General features: G+C 59.0%; 15 protein-coding genes and 1 pseudogene. 13 read left to right on the forward strand and 3 right to left on the reverse strand.

Translation table 11 applies throughout. The features are described 5' to 3' along the window. Positions 1-180: 180 nt before the first annotated feature. The 6 genes from C2L65_RS18615 to C2L65_RS18640 all read left to right on the forward strand — a co-directional run bounded on the left by C2L65_RS18615 (position 181) and on the right by C2L65_RS18640 (position 7,293). A complete protein-coding gene (locus C2L65_RS18615) occupies positions 181-1,308 on the forward strand; it encodes a sugar ABC transporter substrate-binding protein (protein ID WP_042304642.1) in 1,128 nt (375 codons plus the stop codon). Between the two features lie 36 nt (positions 1,309-1,344). After that, positions 1,345-2,931, forward strand: a complete 1,587-nt coding sequence (locus C2L65_RS18620) for a sugar ABC transporter ATP-binding protein (protein ID WP_042304641.1) — start codon at positions 1,345-1,347, stop codon at positions 2,929-2,931. Continuing rightward, positions 2,928-3,908 carry an ABC transporter permease gene (locus tag C2L65_RS18625; protein WP_042304640.1) on the forward strand — a complete coding sequence of 327 codons (981 nt, stop codon included), beginning with the start codon at positions 2,928-2,930 and terminating at the stop codon, positions 3,906-3,908. Before C2L65_RS18620 ends, C2L65_RS18625 begins: the two co-directional genes overlap by 4 nt. Further along, positions 3,905-4,891, forward strand: coding sequence for an ABC transporter permease (locus C2L65_RS18630; RefSeq protein ID WP_042304639.1), 987 nt, complete (start codon positions 3,905-3,907; stop codon positions 4,889-4,891). Before C2L65_RS18625 ends, C2L65_RS18630 begins: the two co-directional genes overlap by 4 nt. 431 nt (positions 4,892-5,322) lie before the next feature. Then, positions 5,323-6,903, forward strand: a complete 1,581-nt coding sequence (locus tag C2L65_RS18635) for an isocitrate lyase (protein WP_042304638.1) — start codon at positions 5,323-5,325, stop codon at positions 6,901-6,903. 198 nt (positions 6,904-7,101) lie between these two features. Beyond that, on the forward strand, positions 7,102-7,293 hold the full coding sequence (locus C2L65_RS18640; RefSeq protein WP_042304637.1) for a hypothetical protein: 192 nt from the start codon (positions 7,102-7,104) through the stop codon (positions 7,291-7,293). A gap of 423 nt (positions 7,294-7,716) precedes the next feature. Here the strand turns inward: C2L65_RS18640 and C2L65_RS18650 are convergent, their stop codons facing one another. Beyond that, a complete protein-coding gene (locus tag C2L65_RS18650; RefSeq protein WP_042304635.1) occupies positions 7,717-8,406 on the reverse strand; it encodes a hypothetical protein in 690 nt (229 codons plus the stop codon). Positions 8,407-9,863: 1,457 nt separating this feature from the next. Here C2L65_RS18650 and C2L65_RS18660 point away from each other — a divergent pair. Then, complete coding sequence (locus C2L65_RS18660) at positions 9,864-10,364, forward strand: hypothetical protein (RefSeq protein ID WP_156132212.1); 501 nt, start codon at positions 9,864-9,866, stop codon at positions 10,362-10,364. A 1,375-nt stretch (positions 10,365-11,739) separates the two neighbouring features. Here C2L65_RS18660 and C2L65_RS18665 read toward each other — a convergent pair. Then, positions 11,740-12,096, reverse strand: a complete 357-nt coding sequence (locus C2L65_RS18665; RefSeq protein WP_042304632.1) for a SpoIIAA family protein — start codon at positions 12,094-12,096, stop codon at positions 11,740-11,742. A 224-nt stretch (positions 12,097-12,320) separates the two neighbouring features. Between C2L65_RS18665 and C2L65_RS46410 the strand changes: the two are divergent. Both C2L65_RS46410 and C2L65_RS18675 read left to right on the forward strand, forming a co-directional pair. Next, positions 12,321-12,662: pseudogene (locus tag C2L65_RS46410) on the forward strand (hypothetical protein); the annotation flags it as partial. Between the two features lie 254 nt (positions 12,663-12,916). Further along, positions 12,917-13,105, forward strand: a complete 189-nt coding sequence (locus C2L65_RS18675) for a hypothetical protein (RefSeq protein WP_042304631.1) — start codon at positions 12,917-12,919, stop codon at positions 13,103-13,105. Between the two features lie 212 nt (positions 13,106-13,317). Here the strand turns inward: C2L65_RS18675 and C2L65_RS18680 are convergent, their stop codons facing one another. Then, positions 13,318-13,854 carry a hypothetical protein gene (locus tag C2L65_RS18680; protein ID WP_233446575.1) on the reverse strand — a complete coding sequence of 179 codons (537 nt, stop codon included), beginning with the start codon at positions 13,852-13,854 and terminating at the stop codon, positions 13,318-13,320. Between C2L65_RS18680 and C2L65_RS46630 the strand changes: the two genes are divergently transcribed. The 4 genes from C2L65_RS46630 to C2L65_RS18700 all read left to right on the forward strand — a co-directional run bounded on the left by C2L65_RS46630 (position 13,832) and on the right by C2L65_RS18700 (position 17,076). Beyond that, a complete protein-coding gene (locus C2L65_RS46630) occupies positions 13,832-14,089 on the forward strand; it encodes a hypothetical protein (protein ID WP_233446576.1) in 258 nt (85 codons plus the stop codon). The two genes, C2L65_RS18680 and C2L65_RS46630, sit on opposite strands and share 23 nt — an antisense overlap. 155 nt (positions 14,090-14,244) lie before the next feature. Next, positions 14,245-15,000, forward strand: coding sequence for a hypothetical protein (locus C2L65_RS18685; protein ID WP_081920725.1), 756 nt, complete (start codon positions 14,245-14,247; stop codon positions 14,998-15,000). Positions 15,001-15,192: 192 nt separating this feature from the next. Further along, entirely contained in the window at positions 15,193-15,663 is a 471-nt protein-coding gene (locus tag C2L65_RS18690) for a ribonuclease (protein ID WP_042304628.1), read from the forward strand. A gap of 1,011 nt (positions 15,664-16,674) precedes the next feature. Further along, positions 16,675-17,076, forward strand: coding sequence for a hypothetical protein (locus C2L65_RS18700; RefSeq protein WP_042304627.1), 402 nt, complete (start codon positions 16,675-16,677; stop codon positions 17,074-17,076). Positions 17,077-17,212 lie beyond the last annotated feature (136 nt).

Below are 17,212 nucleotides of genomic sequence, written 5' to 3' on the forward strand. Positions count from 1 at the left end.
ACGCTTGCCCTTCTTTTCGCTTCGAGGAGGCGCCGTTGAAAAGCTCCTTCTGCAAGTCCGATCCAGTCCCGCTATAGCAACTCCGCAAGGTTCCGTGCTTCACGCACACCGTGCCGGCAGTCCACGACCAGCCATGTGCGCAGGCAATCGGTACGTCCAATCGAACAAAAAGGAGGCAACATGCTTTCAGGAATCCACGTGCTTCGAGCGGCGGCGAGCGCCGCATTGGCGCTCTGCGCAAGCGGGGCTTTCGCGCAGGCTTCGATCGTTTCAGGGCCGTCCGGCGATCCCGCCTGCATGGTCCCCTGGAAGAGCGACACGAAGTTCATCAAGTATCCGAAGAAGAACGCGCCTTACCGGATCGCACTCGTGAACGGCTATATCGCGAACACCTGGCGTATCCAGATGATCAGGACGGCCAAGGCCTACACCGCGCAACCGGCCGTTGCCGCCAAGCTCAAGGAATTCAAGGTCGTCTCGACCGGAGAGGACGTTCCGGCGCAGATCTCGGCCGTCAACAACTTCATCGATGCCGGCTATGACGCCGTCATCGTGAACGCGCAGAACCCCTCCTCATTCGGCCCGGCGATCCGCCGCGCAAAGAACGCCGGTGTGGTGCTGGTCGCTTTCGACAACACGCTCGACAGCGAAGACGCGATCAACGTCAACGTCGACCAGTATGGGCTCGGTGCGCTGTGGGCCAAATGGCTCGCGGGCCACCTGCCGAACGGAGGCAAGGTGCTCGAAGTTCGCGGGGTGGCGGGCACGTCGGTCGACACGGACCGGCACAATGGTTTCACGAAAACGCTGGACGGCACCGGCAAGAAGTGGAACGTCGTCCAGGTCTACGGCAAGTGGGACGACGGGGTCGCGCAAAAGGTCGCCGCCGACGCGATTGCCGTGCAGGGTCATTTCGATGGCATATCGGCGCAAGGCGGCGACACGGGCGTCGTGCGCGCGATGATCGATGCGAAACACCCGTTCGTGCCTTTCGGCGGCGAGACGGAGAACGGCTTTCGCAAGTTCTGCGCACAGTATGGGAGCCAGGGCCTGAAGTGTACGTCGGCGGGCACCGGGCCCGCGCAGGTGGCCGTGGCGATCAAGACGGCACTCGCTGCGCTGGATGGCCAGACAATTCCCGTGGCGATCAAGCTGCCGCTCGACGTCACCGACGATTCGATGCTGAAGTCGGGCGTCAACTATTTTCCGAACGACTCCGACAACTTTTTCGTCGGCAACTCGTTTCCGACATGCGGCATCAATTTCTCTGCGCAGGAAATCATGAAGCAGAACCAGGGCAACCAGTGACCGGATGATGGCCCGCGCTGTGACCGGAGACGAAGCATGCTGCAGGATGCAGAGCAGCCGTTCTTTCAGATGTCTGGCGTGTCGAAAAGCTACGGCGGCGCCGTCGCGCTGGATCACGCCGAGCTCACGGTGCGCAGAGGCCGCATTCACGCGATCCTCGGCGAGAACGGCGCGGGCAAGTCCACGTTGCTGAAGGTGATGTCCGGCGTCGTGCAGCCGGACGAGGGCACGATGCATTTCGATGGCCGGGAGGTCTCGTTCGCGTCGCCTGCCGAGGCGAACGCGGCCGGTATCGTCTGCGTGTATCAGGAACTGTCGTTGATCCCCGACTTGAGCGTGGCGGACAACATCTACGCTGCGAACCCGCCGCGACGTTTCGGGATGATCGACCGGCGGGCCCAACGCCGCCAGGCCGAGGAGGCGCTCGCGCGAGCGGGCGCCGCCGACATCAACCCGCTTGCGAAAGTCCGGGACCTGCCGCTGTCGCGCCAGCAGATGGTCGAGCTCGCGAAGGGGCTGGCGCACGCGCCGCGCATTCTGATCCTCGACGAAGCCACCTCGGCGCTGACCGCGGCCGACGTCGCGCGCGTGATCGAGGTGCTCAAGCGCCTGCGCGAAGAGGGGCTCGCGCTGCTGTTCATCTCGCACCGCATGCACGAGGTGAAGGCGCTCGCGGACGAATGCACGGTCTACCGGAACGGTCGCCATGTAATGAGCTTCGAAGCTGGCACGCGCTCCGACAATGAGGTTGTCGAAATGATGATCGGCCGGAAGTACCAGCATGCATTTCCTGCCAAACCCGCTGCCAGACCCGCGGCCAAACCGGCGGACCAGCCCGCGGACGCCCGCAGCACCGCGCCGGTTCTCGCCTGTCGTGATCTCGCATGGTGCGACACGCTGCGGGGCATCAGCTTTTCGTTGCAGCCCGGTGAAATCCTCGGACTGGGCGGCCTCGACGGACAAGGCCAGCGCGAACTGCTGCTCGCGCTGTTCGGCGTGTTGCGCGGCTGCGCGGGCAAGATCGAGATCAACGGCAAAGCCGTGTCGATTGGCAGCCCGACGGCGGCGCGCGCCAACGATATCGGTATGGCGCTGATACCCGAGGACCGCAAGACCGAAGGCTTGATGCTGCCGATGTCAGTACGCGAGAACCTGTCGTTTGCCGCACTCGATCGCATGTCCACCGCCGGCATAATCGATCGCGACCGCCAGCAGTCGCTCGTCGAGCAGATGATGGACATGCTTGCGATCAAGTCGTTCAGCGTCGACGCGCCTGTGGGCTCGCTGTCGGGCGGCAACCAGCAGAAGGTCGTCATCGCGAAGTGGCTGATCCGGCAGCCGAGGATTCTGCTGCTCAGCGACCCGACGCGCGGTATCGACGTCGGCACCAAGCAGGAGCTCTACCAGTTGCTCAGGCGCCTTGCCGACGAAGGCGCCGCGATCGTCTTCTATTCGACCGACTATGACGAGCTGATCGGCTGCTGCGACCGCGTGCTCGTACTGTACGAAGGCAGGATCAAGAAGGAACTCGTCGGCTCGGCGATCACCGAGCAGAACCTGATTGCCAGTGCTCTCGACCTGCCCGTCGGACAGATTTTGCCTTCCACGGGAGCGGCGCTATGAGCGGGCTGCGTTACTGGTATGCGGAGAATCGCGGAGCGGTGTTCGCGTTCGGCCTGTTCGTGCTGATGTTCGCGATCTATCTCGTCAACTATCCGTCGGCGTTGTCGGCCAACGTATTTCAGACGGCAGCGAACAAAGCGGTACTGCTCGCGCTCGTCTCGATGGGGCAGGCGCTCGTCGTGCTGACGGCCGGCATCGACCTGTCGATCGGCATGACGCTGGTGCTGACGAATTGCATCGGGTCGTGGATCGTCACGGGCGACTCGCTGCACAGCGCGCTCGGCGTCGCCGGCGTGCTCGGGGCGGGTGCGCTGTGTGGCGCGCTGAACGGCGTGATCATCATTTTCGGCCGGCTGCAGCCGATCGTGACGACGATTGCGACGGGCGCCGTCTACTACGGATTGGCGCTGCTGCTGCGCCCTGTGCCCGGCGGATCGATCAACGAGGGCCTCGCCGACGCACTGACGGGCAAGGTCGCCGGCGTTCTGCCAGCGAGCTTGCTGATCCTGCTCGCCACGATCGTGATCGTCTGGATTCCTTTCAAACGCTCGGCGATCGGGCGAGCGGCGTACGCGACCGGGTCGTCCGAACCGGCGGCTTTCCTGTCCGGCATGCCGATCCGCCGCGCGAAGTTCGTGAGTTATACGCTGGCCGGCCTGCTCGCGGCAGTCGGCGGCCTGTTTCTGACGTTCTTCACGGACACCGGCGATGCGAACCTCGGCAGCGCAAACTCGTACACGCTGTTTTCGATCGCCGCGGTAGTGATCGGCGGCGTGTCGCTGCTCGGCGGCAAGGGCAGCGCGATCGGCGCGATCTTCGGCGCATTCGCGTTCCGTTCCATCGGCGATCTGCTGTTCGTGTTCAACGTTGATGCGCTGTGGCAGCCGCTATTTCAGGGCGTGATTCTTCTGCTTGCTGTCGCGATCGGCGCGTGCGGATTGTTCAGGGTGCGCAACCGTCTGGAGTGGTTTCAATGAGCCAGGCTTCCGCGACCGGCCGGACCACGTTCGTGTCGAGGCTCACCCGCAGAATCGACAAACCGATCGTTATCGCATTCGCGTGCATCGTCGCGCTGCTGCTCGTCGGCGGGATGTTTTCGCACAACTTCACGTCGCCGGAATACATTCTGCTGCAACTGAAGGTCGGCGCATTCCTCGGCATCATTGCGACCGGCCTGATGATGGTGATCCTGCTCGGCCACATCGACCTGTCGCTGCCGTGGACGATCACCGTCGGCGCGATGATGGCGTGCGCGGTCGCGGGGCACGGCGATCTCGGGCGCATCCTCGCGATTCCGGTCGGGATCGGGTGCGGCGTGCTGATCGGCATCGTCAACGGCATCCTCGTCGCACTGCTGCGCATCCCGTCGATGATCGCGACGCTTGCGACCAATGCGGTCGCGCAGGGCATCATGATTGTCTATACGGGCGGATCGTCGCCGCAGGATTCCGCGCCCGAGGTGATGCGCTGGCTCGCGGCGGGCTGGCTCGTACCGGGTGTGCCGAATGCCGTCGCGCTGTGGGTGGTGATCGGCGGCGCCACGATGTTCCTGCTGTCGCGCACGACCTTCGGCCGCACGCTTTACGCGATCGGCAACACCGAGCGCGCGGCGTATCTGTCTGGCATCGATACGCGGCTCGTCACGGTGACCGCCTTCGCCGTGTGCAGCGCGTTCGCCGCGTTCGGCGGCGTGCTGCTCGCGGGCTATGCGTCGAAGGCCGCACAGTCGATGGGCGATGCTTACCTGTTGCCGGCGATCGCGGCGGTCGTGCTCGGTGGCACGTCGATACTGGGTGGACGGGGTTCATACCTGGGCACGGTGGCCGGCGCGATCCTCATCACACTGCTGCAATCGATCCTCTCGGTCGCGCAGATGCCGGAGGCGGGGCGTCAGATCATCTACGGCGTGGTGATCGCGGCGATGCTGCTGCTGTATGGGCGAAGCAAGCGGGAGGCGTAGGTCGAGCCGCTGGCCCGCCAGTCGCGCTCAATCAACGAGTGCAGCCGGGACGTTCTTGTCCAACCGCTCACCAAACTCTGCGTCACTGTTGCCTAGGGCCTGCAAGTTCTTTAGCAGCTTGTCGGCGGGGCTTCAGTGGTTCATTCGTCAAGACATCGGTGGCTGTCCTGTCTCCGACAGCCGAAAGCGCGTTTCACATTGCGGGATTTGCGTCGAGTTTCCGCGCCATCACCATTTTGCCGTTTGAAAACATGTTTTGCATCGCAAAAACTGCAACGTATCTCCTTGAAATATAATAACAAATTATGTCTTATGTCTTATATAAGACTATGCCGAAGTGGCGCTACTATTTAGTCATGCAGTTCGCTTCGAAAGACGTAGCGACACGCTGAACGATTTAGACAAACGCGCTTTGCTCTTAGGAGATACACATGGCCCAATATCAAGACGACATCAAGGCAGTTGCTGGTTTGAAAGAGAACAACGGCAGCGCCTGGAATGCCATCAACCCCGAGTACGCCGCGCGCATGCGTACACAGAACAAATTCAAGACGGGCCTGGATATCGCCAGGTACACGGCCAGGATCATGCGCGCCGACATGGCTGCCTACGATGCCGACCCGTCGAAGTACACCCAGTCGCTGGGCTGCTGGCATGGCTTCATCGGCCAGCAGAAGATGATCTCCATCAAGAAACACTTCAACAGCACCGAGCGCCGCTACCTTTACCTGTCCGGCTGGATGGTGGCCGCGCTGCGCTCCGAGTTCGGCCCGCTGCCGGACCAGTCGATGCATGAAAAAACCTCCGTCAGCGCACTGATCCGCGAGTTGTACACCTTCCTGCGCCAGGCCGACGCCCGTGAGCTGGGCGGCCTGTTCCGCCAGCTGGATGCCGCCGAAGGCGCCGCCAAGGCCGCGATCCAGGAAAAAATCGACAACCACGTCACCCATGTCGTGCCCATCATCGCCGACATCGACGCGGGTTTCGGCAACGCGGAAGCAACCTATCTGCTGGCCAAGCAGTTCATCGAAGCGGGCGCATGCTGCATTCAGATCGAAAACCAGGTGTCCGACGAGAAGCAGTGCGGCCACCAGGATGGCAAGGTCACCGTGCCTCACGAGGACTTCCTTGCCAAGATTCGCGCCATCCGCTACGCCTTCCTGGAGCTGGGCGTGGACGACGGCATCATCGTGGCCCGTACCGACTCGCTGGGCGCCGGCCTGACCAAGCAGATCGCCGTGACCAGCACGCCGGGCGACCTGGGCGACCAATACAATTCCTTCCTCGATTGCGAAGAGTTGTCGGCCGACGAACTGGGCAATGGCGATGTCATCATCAAGCGTGACGGCAAGCTGCTGCGTCCCAAGCGCCTGCCTAGCAACCTGTTCCAGTTCCGCGCCGGCACGGGCGAAGCACGCTGCGTACTGGATTGCGTCACCGCGCTGCAAAACGGCGCCGACCTGCTGTGGATCGAAACCGAAAAGCCGCACATCGCCCAGATCGGCGGCATGGTTAGCGAGATTCGCAAGGTCATCCCGAACGCCAAGCTGGTGTACAACAACAGCCCGTCGTTCAACTGGACGCTGAATTTCCGCCAGCAGGTGTATGACGCGATGAAGGCAGCGGGCAAGGATGTCTCGGCATACGATCGCGCACAGTTGATGAGCGTGGAATACGACCAGACCGAATTGGCGAAGCTTGCCGACGAAAAGATCCGGACTTTCCAGGCCGACGCGTCACGCGAAGCAGGTATCTTCCACCACCTCATTACGCTGCCGACTTACCACACCGCCGCGCTGTCGACCGACAACCTGGCTAAGGAATACTTTGGCGACCAGGGCATGTTGGGTTATGTCGCTGGCGTGCAGCGCAAGGAAATCCGTCAGGGTATCGCCTGCGTCAAGCATCAGAACATGTCCGGCTCGGACATCGGCGACGACCACAAGGAGTATTTCAGCGGCGAAGCGGCCCTGAAAGCGGCGGGTAAGGACAACACTATGAACCAGTTCTGATACCAGCAATACCCCAAGCAAAACGCCAACCCATACGGGTTGGCGCTTTTTCTATCCGATGAGATCGCTCGCGGTATTCGGGCCGCCGCCTGGCGGGCTTTTCGATTTTTGTGCGCCAATTCCGGCTAAAAAATCGGACGTCCGCAAATCGTCCAATTCGCACCTCAAGTTTTGTCCTGCGGCGCCGTTAGCGCAGACATGGACAAAGAGACCGCTCGACAGATTACAAGTGCCGCGCATCATGCTGCGCAGGCCATCGTGCGTGCTCGCGTCGATCTTCCCGTCCCCCGTCAAGACCAGCTCTACAACCGGATCTACCTTGGTCTGCTCGAAGACTCTGCAGGGCAAGGAAACCTCGCCGAGTTGCTGGCCGCTCTCGCTCGTCCGTAATATCCACCCACGAAATATGAAACGTTTTGCTGGCGTTATCATTCTGGCTCTGTTGACAGCCTGCACATCGATCTCCGACGTGACGCCGGCCCGCGACGGACACTACACCGTGACAACGCAGGTGCGAGGCGGGATGACCCCGTGGGGTGAGGTGAAAGCATCAAGCTTGAAACGAGCGGACGAATACTGCAGGGAGCGGGGCAAGCAGATGCACCAGGTTGATATGCAAACGCATGGTGTCCGCGGATGGACGCCGCAGGAAGCTGAGCTGACGTTCGCCTGCGTGGCAGGATAGTAACTTGTGGGTGTATCCTGCGGCGCTGCAAGCAGATGGTCCTGCCATTGCTGCGGCATCGCTTTCCGCGGTCCGAACGACGCTCAGCGCCTGCGGTCAATAAATACCATCGCTTGAACACTTCAAGTTTAGACGCTCGCAGCGATTCCATTGGTGCGTGCGACTATCGGGTCCACTTCCAATTTCTGTTCAAATGCGAACCGCGTTGGTTCTTGAAGTGACGCTTTGCGCCTTGCTTCCGCATTCGCGATGAAGTCAGACAGTTCGCGTTCGATAGCAGAGTCCCTGGCACCGGGTTTCCACGTTGCGGTACCGAACCGGCGGCGCGTAGCACGGGCTAGCACTAACGCAGACATCGCGGCCTTCGCGCATTCGAATTCAACCTGCCAGCAGAATTCTGCTGGTTCACCAAACTCGCGGAAAGCTTCCAGATGTTCGCGGGCTGCATGCACCATCGCAGGATACTCTCGCAGCTCAGAAATAGCCTTTTGGCTGAGAACCTGCCAATCAAGCTTATCTGGGAAAACAAAAGACGGGATGGTGACATCCTTGCAGATTTCGTGGCGAGCATGAGCTGATGACGCCGTTAGTGCCCACACGGCTTTGTGCATCATCGTGCGGCAGGCGCGAGCATGTCCTTCCAGCGACAACGCGAGTTCCAACGCCGTGTCACGTCGCTGACGCTTACGACGACGCGCGTTTGATGCAGTGATCCACGCGAGCGCAATCACTGAGCCTACGGTCGCCGATGTCAGCGCCACAGTTATTGGGGTGTCCCAGCTAAGTCGCTGAACATATTCAAGCCATTCGTGCCGCATTCCATGCGCCTCGAATAAAAGAGGTCTGCAGAGTATAAGCAATCGTTTGCGGCCGTACCTGAGCAAAAAATTCGGAGTGTGTTATCGCCGCAACGGTCGACTACGGAAACTCGTGCCTGAGGAGCCAACCGCGATCACCGTCGCGGTCCGAATTTCAGCAATCGGCCAAAAAGCAGCCGATCGACATTCGTCTAAGAATCGTCGACAATTTCTCGTCGATATTCGCAACTTGTTCAGGTACATGACGCGTCCGATTCGCCAACCCGACTTGCTAGTGACGTTTGCGCTGACTGCATTTTCATCGGAATGCACATCGAAGCTGGTTCGGTCGGGTTACCGTCCTACCTGCAATGTAAGGGCCGACTATTGGTCGTCGGCTCACCACGAATTCTTTGGGGAAGGTAGGGTTGCAACGGGAGAGCGGTGTTTGGCTGAGGTCTCGCTGCTTACGCCGGAGGCGTATCCCCATTCGCTATGGATTGGACGGTTATTAGACGTCGGCGAGGATCCGGTGATCGTTGGCCAAGCCGAGATCGTTCAGATTTTCAATCCACTCCTCGAGACGATTGAGAACCCGCCACATTGATCCACTGAGGCAACAACAAGGCGGATGGTGACGGGGGCGGCGCGAGGCGGTGTGCGGCCAGTTTTTGCCGTTCGGCAACCTTATCTGCATCGTCCAATCCACGTCACTACAAGCGTAACGCAGCAGACCATGCGCAATACTCGCGGAATTCTCATGACTACGGCGGTACTATGTACGGTTGTAATTGCCGGGTGTGGGCATACGGTACGAGAGTCCTTCTATCGGGTAACGGTTCTTGATCGGCCTGATACTCTACGCGATTACACATCATGGCCAAGACACGCTCGCTTTAGTCCCGCGCAAGGTGTGTTACTGGAGTTCTGGGTACAGGGACGACCTGGCGGGTTGCCTCTTGTCTATTCGTCGATGAGGCTTGAAAGTGGTACGACATTCAGATGGACTTCGAGCAGTTTGGCGTGGCTTGACAATGAAGGAGTCACGATATCGACGGGCGAAATCGCGTCGATGAGATTCACCAACTATTGCAAACCACCGCCGGGACGCGTGTGCTCAATTACTGATACATCTCTTTCGGACGGCCCAGTCGTCACCCGTGAATCTTCATGGGGAAAGGGCACAATGTCTGTCTATAACGTTGTGCCTACAAGCTCGCTTCGTGGAGCGGAGTTAAGGAAGGTCACCACGACTTGGCTGCTGGGCTACAGCCGGTGGCTCGAAGTAACGTCGGAAATGACCATTGGCGCAACACAGTCTGGTCCGCGGACCCGATATCGTTTGAGGTTGCCGGACGCACAGATCAACGAACGGACGGTATCCATGCCGATTATCGAGATGCAATGGGTGTCGGAGGATGTCTTCGAGCCGGATACGCCAATCAACGATTAATTCATCGAAAAGGTAACCAAGGCGTGTGAACACCGAACGGCCGTTTGCGGGCCCGGCGGCGGGTGAGCGTCAATCGGCGCGTTTCACTGGTCTTCCTCCAAGTTGGAGATCACGAGTGTCTGTGCATAACGTTGTGCTGCTTCCATTCACGGCATTGAATCGCGGTCAGTTGGGTGCTGCAGCGGTGTTGTTCTTCTTCTACGCGATCATGCTCGCCTGTATCGCCAAGGCATTGTTTGAGATTGCCAATTTCGCTGGGGTGAAGACGCAGACCGGAATGGCCCAGGTCATAGCAAAGCGAATTGTGCCCGCCCATTGGGAGTGGCAAACACGTGGACGCTATTTGACGCGTGCCTACGTGGAGGAATTCGAGATACTGGACTTGCTTATCAACGGCCGAAAGCTAACGTATCGACCGATTCCGTGGATTATGGAGCGAACAGTAGCAAACACAATGGAGCCAGTTCAATTCAAGGCCGCTCGATTTAGTAGCGAAGTCCGGGTCAAAAAGTTCAAGTACCTTTAGGCGGGACGTCCACTGAAGATGACTGCGGGCGCATACCGGTCTATGTCGAGGATTGATGCGCCTCCGAATGACCGCTCTTGAGAACAACGAGTGACCGCTTCGGGTCGCGCACTGTCGATCCCCGGCTCGCACGGTTCGCGCTGCGCATGCCGATTGCATGAGGCAGTGCGCGGCCACTACCGGTCATTCGACACCGCCACGAGAATCGTCAACAATACGGGTGGGAATGAAGAGGATGAATGGGTTTAGATCGAGGTGACCTCATCGACACAGCACGACGCTGTACCGCGTCTACTCCAGTCCGTGCATGTCCCCGGTGTAAAGACCGGGAACGGCTTCAAAATATATGGCTACGTTGTTAAAGGAGCGCAGGTCGGCGCAGGTCGACTACCTGTAGCCGGACGACCGCGAGGACGAATTGCGGCCAGTTTCGGTGAGTCGACGGCACGGTCAGGATCGTCGACAATGATTCCCGAATATAAAAATGCCCCGACTGGGATGTCGAATGCCATTTGACCAGAGACCTACATTCCGTGGACCTACATCAGGCCCCTATCGCCGCGGGAATTTACAGAGTCGTTTGTGTAGTACGCTTGCGACGATAGGTCGATGGCTTATCGTCGCAGTAGGCGTGGTCTTTTTGTTGCTAAGTGCAACTGAGGGGCTTGGCGCGAGTCCGCCGCTTTCGAGGAGGGGATGGTATATGTTACTTGTGCTGCTTGTCCTAATTTTCGTGGCTGTTGTAGCGATGCGATGGGCGCGTTGAGAACGAATCCGGACTAGGCGCGCAACCGCATGCATGATGTACGTTGCACGACGCAGTGCTGCAACGACCAAATCGGCCGGTCAAGGGCACCGCCAAGATTGTCGACAATTAGACAAAACTGTTCTATTCCGCCTATGTACTGCCCTTACTGCTCTGTACAGCTGATTGAATTCCGTGGTCGCGAACTTCAGTGCCCGCTTACGGGATCATTATTTAGCATTTCCGTTCGGGATCAATTCGAGCAGCTTGCATTCAGCGCCGCGCCTCTGCCCTCGGGGAAAATGCCGTTCAAGCTTGGAAATTGGTTTTGCCCCTGTTGTGGCAAGCAAACTGACGATGGACTTTGCGCAACGTGCGGCCGGGTGATTACAGGTCGGCTTGCGCGCGAGTTATTGGAACTAAATCCGCACCGACGAGGATGAAGCGATATTGACGATGAACCCGCGCTGCCTAATCGATTTTATTATGGTGGCAGCGGGCTTTCGTGTTGCCTTGATTCGCGACATCGAACGACCGCTTTGCACAGACTCGAGAGATCGCAATGGGTCGGTTCGAGTAGCACGGGCTATGACGGCCAGCCGGTCTACCACGAGATTCGCCACGCGGCGCTCAGGTGTTGATCCAGATGCGCGCCTGCTCTAACTCGCTGACGTGGAACGCCTTGACTTCGGCCTTCGTAAAGAATCGCGCCAGATGCATCGAGGCGCGGATCCAACCCGCATCGGCCACCACGGCGGCGCGCGTGACCTTGCGGGCCAGGGAAACGCCGAGCGTTATATCGGTCCACAGCGCCCTCGGCTCGATACCGGCGAAACGCTCGATGCGTTCGAGCACGCGGGTCTTGCCGTTCAGTTCGAGATCCCCACGCATACGCTCAATGGCTTCGCGCAGATCGTGGTCGGTGATCTTACCTTCGACGGAAATCTCGATGACCGGGGAATCGGGCTCGGTGTGATACAGGATCATGGCAAGGCCACCTTACCAGGGAGACGTTACACGCTCAGGCGCAAATGAGCCTGACGTTCGATAACGCCCTAATGCTACCCCTTTTCATACGGCTCGGTTAGCTGGTAGAACGCCGTTCGGAGTACCCGAACCGCCCCGACGTGGCCAGGGATGTCAATAGATCGTCCAGATTGGACACCCGGCCTGCGCCCTCCAAGGATACGATTCACTCAAATGTTCTCCGGGCCACGCGTGCCGCCCTGCAGCGTGCCGGTTGCATGTGGCGGACCTCGATGTCGTCGAGTCGAACCAAGCATTCGCCGCGCAGGTAGGCGCTGTGATGCAACTGCTCGAGCTGGAATCCGGCCAGTGAATCCGAATGGCTCGGGGCATTTCGCTCGGTCATCCGATCGGCGCAACGGGTGCGGTGATCACCGTCAAGGCGCTATACGAGTTCCAGCCTGTCAACGACCGGTATGCGCTTGTGACGATGTTGAATCGGCGGCGTGCTGGGCATCGCGGCGGTTTTCGAAAACCTGGGCGCGTCTAATGCAGTTAAGAGCAAGCGCCTCATTCAAAAAAGGTAGGCATCGACGGTACACGATGGCTCGTGGTCGGTCCCTTCTCCCAATACCGACAACCGACGATAGACGTCTCGAAATTGGACGGAGGGATCGATGCATTTACATGGGTGGTGCCGAAGATTGACGACTGTGCTCCGACAGAAGGCATAGCGAACGATATGCGGACTGATGCAGTTCGCCTTGAATAGTTCGTCTCCTCTCGGCTAGAGCGGCAGACACAAGATGCATACCATCAACTACATTGAAACACGTTAATCATGAAACACGAAACAGAGGAAAAACACGCTGCCCGGCAGAGTAACGGCCAGTGCAATCGCACGCAAAATCAGCGCATTGACGAATCCGGCAAGATGAGTCTCGATCCCGAGCGAAAGTGGGCGTGGACGACGTCAAGCAGTCGATATGACTGGATGGATTCGCATGCGCCGTTCGCGTATCTCGACTAGATTTCGACGACCGAAATGCGCTGCGGAGCGGCCATTGACGTTCTAGATTCCGAACGGCCGTTGAGGCTGCTGTCCTCCGGAAGGCATGCGTGAATGAAATCTGCGCCGGAGGGACGTGGCGAGTGGCTTCGATTGCCGCGTCCGGATGCATACAGCGTCGGCCTGTTTCAGGGTGCAGGCAGGTCTCTCGGGCATGAGGCGTTGATCAGGTATTACGCCCGCACGTCAATCAGCACGCCAAGCGGTCGCCATTGGACTCCCTTAGTCTCGTCTGATAATCCGTCGAGTACCGCAGCCAGCGAGACTTTCGCGTTTGAATTCTGCGCGAGCGTCACGACATGATCCTTTAACGCCTGATTCAATTGTCCAATTGCAGCTGTCATCGGGTCGCCCGGCTGTGTGTCAGCGCTAGAGATGGTTGCGGAATCGTCGATATCGAAATCCCATTCGTCCGTATCGGCATCGTCGTCGCTTGCCACCGAACCGGACATCTTCGCCAGACCGGCAATCTGAGCGCCGAGATCGCGATAGCCATTTACGGCCGAATTAGACGGCTGAATATCTGTCACGACGGAAAGCGCATCCTTCGTCTCTTTGCCCGATATGCTCAGGCCATTGGCCAGGGCAATTGACTGCTGCAGTTCGAGTGCCTGGTAGAGCGCCGCGATCAGTGATGCGCTCGACGCACTCACGCGCCTGGGTAACGACAAGGCGTCGGAGTTGTCGTTGACGCTGTCGCTGATGGTCAAGCCCGTTGATGCATCGATGCCGAGTCGCGTCAACGTGCGCTTGAGTGCTGCCATCAGTGCATCGTTACTGCGGTCGGACGTGCTGGCCGTCGACGAAGCATCCTTTGATGGAGGAGGCTCGGGCGGTGGCGGTGTGGTGACTGACGTGTTCGTGTTGATCGGATCAGGCGACATGGGGCTGATGCTTCCTTTGTTCAGCGCTTGGAGGGACGGTCGAAAATCGAATGCACGGTAGCGACGTACAATCGGGTTATCGGGACCCTCGCGTGAGACTTGATGTTTTGTAATTGCGCGAAAGGAAGGCAGCGGTGTTTGTAATCGAGTGAATTGGCCGCGAATGGCCGATACCGGTCCGCGGGCATAACTATCGGCGACAACTGAAAATAACCGATGAAACGCAAACGAAATATCTCTCGCACTATCCTATGCGTGATTTTGTTCACCGCTTCGTCGGCCCATGCCGGGTGGTATGAGATCAGGAACTATGCAGGGACGATTGGTAGCCTCCCTGTTCATGTGTCGTTACAGACCTACGATGACATCAACCGAAATACCTCTGGTCAGTGGCGCGTAGATGGCAGTTACTACTACGATGCCCATCGTGTTCCCATTCCATTGCAAGGCAAACGCCAACCCAATGGAGAGATGCAGTTATGCGAAGCAGTAGAGCCTGTTTCGTTTGGTGATTCGCCAACGGTGCCTGCCGCTTCGCCGACGCACCCTGTTCCTTGCCCTATCACGTTAGCAATCAGCGATACGAAGGCATCGGGGGAGTGGCGGGATGGCAAAAAAGTCCTGCCGATCGCGCTGCATCAAGTCGGCAGTCTCAACGATACCGGCCTCGAAACACCCCGAGTGGTCGGTGTTGTCGAAATACCGATGTGGCATCACACGAAGAACCATCTGTTGCTGGGTGTGTACCAGTCTTCGATGGATTGTTCGTTGTCGATGGTCCGCCTGCGTCTTATCAACATCAAGAGTGGACAAATCGACAGGGATCTGAAATTCGATTGCGGCGCGGGCATCGTGGCGACCCCCATCTATGCCAACGTCTATCGTGCAGACAACCCCCGCAACGTGACTGTCATATTTCAAGGTGGGTATCACGGGATGGGGGACGACCGGGATGTTCCGGTTGAGCCATAGCTTCTCACACCTCAAAGCTTCACCGCGATCTGCTTGATTTGCCTGCTTCTCGAACGCCGTGAAGCGCGCATCAGCCTGGTTGCCGGGCAAAAACGCCTATTTCGGGCCGAACATTGATTCACTCTGCCATTAGCGATACCCTTGAATCGTTCGTGAACGTCGAATGCCAGTCAACCCGGAGACAACCATTTCGTGAAGCGAGCGTGGGCTTTCTCCTGCATCCTCGCCTTGAACGCGATCCTCGGCGGATGCGGCAAGAACGGATCGGAAAGTGGTACTCAGGAACAGGGCGCCTCCGCGAGTCAGGCGGCGAGTCAGCCTGGGCAGGCCGCGAGCGGCACAACGGCTGCATCGGGCGCGCAGGCGCCGAGCGGGCCGGCCGCCGTCACCAAGGCGCAGTTGCCGGCGGAAGCAGCCGAAACACTGCGCCTGATCAAAGCGGGCGGCCCTTTCCCTTTTGGCGAGGACGGTGTCTTATTCCGCAACAGCGCGGCATTGCTGCCGCAGCATCCGCGCGGCTATTACCACGCATATACAGTTCGCACGCCTGGTGCAACGGATCGCGGACTACGCCGCATCGTATGTGGTGGACCGCGCAAGCAAACCAGCGACTGCTACTACACCGAGGATTACTACGCCAGTTTCAAACGCATAGCAGAATAATTTGCGCCAATTAAAAATGCCCCGGGCCTCCTGTCGAGGAGACTATGGGGCATTGTGTTTTCAGAGACCGTGCCGCGATGGCATGACGGGTGGAAGGGGTAGCGGAGACGCGACCCGTCACAGACCAGCTTGCGAATTTCCCGCGCATCTTCCGTACACGCCGGTATGCGCGCCTTTGCTGGACTGCACCGATTTCCGCCTGACGAATCTCGTCATCGACGAGGCCTCTTCCGAGGCCGTCGAGTCCATCGCACCTGTCACTGCCGGGAGCTAGTGCCCGTGCGCCTTCCGCAATTCGCCGGCTGTACCCAGTCGTCGACTGGTGGATCCGACGTGAAAGCCTGCGGCGACGACAAAGAGGATTCCAGCCACAGGCCAGACATAGATGGCAGAGGCGACGCCGAGCCAACATGCTTCGTGAGGCGGGTAGGCGTGGAGCGCCCAGAGAAAGAAGGCAACTGGCAACATCAGCAGGAACAGAGCCGACCGATTAAGAAAGGCTCCGACTGCTGCTTTCTTGTGTGTCTCAGATTGCATGCCTGTCTCCATGAGGAATGGCATGAGACATAGCGTCGCACAGCAGTCGGTTCGCGAATACTTGGTGAAATCCCTACCGTATGCCAATCCGGCAGGCTCCCTGCCAGCTAGCTACGCAAGAACACACCAACCGGTTCATGCGGAATGGTTCTGCGGGTTGGCGACGAAATCGCGGCTTCGTTTCAATTCATTTGCGTCGAAATGATACGGATACCGTATTAATTACCATGGCCGCTACTAAGCAGTCCCGGTATCCGACTAACAAGGCGCAACACAGCATCTACAACACGATCTCGTGGGTAGGTCTGCTCTAACACAGCTAGGCGATGCCGGTCATGCGGCCTTCGAGTTACCGTCACACATGAACGGGGCGTAGATCTGGTCGCGAGGTATGATTCCACCGTGGATACGCTGCTCTTTGGATCCTGATTTCCTCGGGCGCGCGTTCCGTGCATCCATGACGGGGAGCGCATCATGTCAAGTGAATGGAAACGCCGGATGCGCCTGTTTGTCCAGCGTTTCTGGCAGCCCACCAGCGCGTGCATGACCTGCATGCCGGGGAGTTGGGGCAACGTCTTGAGCCTTGTACACTGGACGATTGCACTCCAGACAGGGCTGCTCACCGGGGTCCTCGCGGTACTGTTGACTTTCACGCCAGCCGCGAAACTCTACTCGCATCGATATGGCAATGCGTTGATCGTCGGCTGTCTGACGGCCTTAGGCGACGCGTTTGCGCACGCGAGTCACTACCGGCTTCCCGTTGTCGAGCACGTTGCGACGGGCGTCGTCTCCGGTCTGCTCGCGCTGGCCGCCTCATATCTCTTTGAAGACCGCGCGCGGCGAATCCGGGCGGCCTGGGTACGGGTTTTCGGATAGTTTCCGCTGACTGTCAGTAAAAACCCGGCCATGCACGTGCGACACAGGTCCATAGCCCGTCAGCACGCTGGACCACCGTTCAATATCGACGGGTGTTCCCTCGCATCGCCCGCCAAAACACAGGTTCAAACTGGCG

This window comes from Paraburkholderia terrae, assembly GCF_002902925.1.
In the GTDB taxonomy this organism is placed as follows: domain Bacteria; phylum Pseudomonadota; class Gammaproteobacteria; order Burkholderiales; family Burkholderiaceae; genus Paraburkholderia; species Paraburkholderia terrae.